General features: G+C 41.0%; 1 pseudogene. It reads left to right on the plus strand.

What is annotated here, in order from left to right:
- Window positions 1–2,041, plus strand: a pseudogene (locus tag N9Y32_06945) (AAA family ATPase).

Consider the following 2,041-nt stretch of genomic DNA (forward strand, 5'->3'; position numbering starts at 1 on the left):
AAGGCGCACTTGCGAAAGCTATAGAAACCCTTAGAGGAGGACAAAACGTGAACGAACAAAATGCAGAAACACAACGAGATGCTCTAAACAAATACACCACTGACTTAACCCAAATGGCCATTGATGGTAAGCTTGATCCAGTCATTGGTCGTGATGGGGAAATTCGTCGTGCAATCCAAGTATTGCAGCGACGTACCAAAAACAATCCTGTTCTTATTGGTGAGCCTGGTGTCGGTAAAACTGCCATTGCTGAAGGCTTGGCACAACGAATTATTAATAATGAAGTACCTGAGGGTGTCAAAGGCAAGCGTTTATTGTCACTCGATATGGCATCCTTGGTTGCAGGCGCAAAATACAAGGGTGAATTCGAAGAAAGAATGAAAGCTGTATTAAAAGATCTAGAAGCAGAGCAAGGTCAGGTGATTTTATTTATCGATGAATTGCACACTATGATGGGTGCGGGAAAAGGTGAAGGATCTATGGATGCTGGAAACATGCTTAAACCAGCACTAGCTCGTGGCGATCTTCATTGTATGGGTGCAACCACTCTCAATGAATATCGCGAATACATTGAAAAAGACTCTGCGATGGAGCGACGCTTTCAAAAAGTATTAGTCGATGAACCAACGCAAGAAGACACAATTGCCATCTTGCGTGGATTAAAAGAAAAGTACGAAGTGCATCATGGTGTCGAGATTACTGATCCCGCTATCATTGCAGCAGTTACCTATTCAACCAGATACATCACTGACAGACAACTGCCGGATAAAGCCATTGATTTAATCGATGAAGCTGCTTCACAAATTCGTATGGAAATTGATTCAAAACCAGAGTCAATGGACAAACTTGATCGAAAGTTAGTGCAGCTTAAGATCGAGCGTATGGCCCTTAAAAAAGAAAAAGATAAAGCTTCTAAAGAGTCTTAAAGAACTAGAGTCAGTCATTAAAAGCTTAGAAAAAGAATATGCAGATTTTGATGAAATTTGGAAAAAAGAGAAATTAGTCGTCCAAGGCGCGCAACACTTAAAAGAAGAGCTAGAGCAAGCTAAATTAGATTTAGAGAGTGCACATCGTAACAACGATCTAGCCAAGATGAGTGAACTTCAGTACGGCGTTATTCCAGAGCTAGAGCAAAAAATAACCCAAGCAGAAAATGCGGATACTGTAGAAATGACGCTACTTAGAAACAAAGTGACCGAGGATGAAATTGCTCATATTGTCGCTCGATGGACTGGCATTCCTGTGGATAAAATGATGGAAGGTGAAAAAGACAAACTTCTACAAATGGAAAGCATTATTCACAAACGAATGGTGGGCCAAGATAAAGCCGTTAAAGTTATTTCTGATGCAGTTCGTCGTTCTCGCGCTGGGTTGTCAGACCCTAATCGTCCTGATGGTTCATTCATGTTTATGGGCCCTACAGGTGTTGGTAAAACAGAGCTAACCAAAGCTTTGGCTGACTTCTTGTTTGATACTGAGCAGGCTATTGTTCGCGTGGATATGAGTGAATTTATGGAAAAACACTCAGTCTCACGCTTAATTGGTGCACCTCCAGGCTATGTAGGATATGAGCAAGGTGGCGTTTTAACGGAAGCCGTTCGTCGCAAGCCCTATTCAATTGTCTTACTCGATGAAGTTGAAAAAGCGCATCCTGATGTGTTTAATATTCTATTGCAAGTGCTGGATGATGGCCGCTTAACCGATGGGCAAGGACGTACGGTTGATTTTAAAAATACCGTTATTGTGATGACTTCAAACCTGGGCTCGCATCTTATCCAAGACAATCCAGGTAAGGATATGTCAGCTGAACTAACTAAGTTAGTGGGTGAGCATTTTCGCCCTGAGTTTGTTAATCGTATTGATGAAATTGTTACTTTTGATACGCTTGGAAAAGATCAGATTAAAGGCATTGCAACCCTACAAATTGAAATTTTATCTTCACGCTTAGCTGATCTTAACTTAAAACTTGAATTAAGTGAAAAAGCGATAGAAATGATTGTTGATCAAGGATATGATCCAGTGTTTGGTGCAAGACCACTAA

The sequence above is a fragment of the Candidatus Thioglobus sp. genome (assembly GCA_028228555.1).
Taxonomy (GTDB): Bacteria; Pseudomonadota; Gammaproteobacteria; order PS1; family Pseudothioglobaceae; genus Thioglobus_A.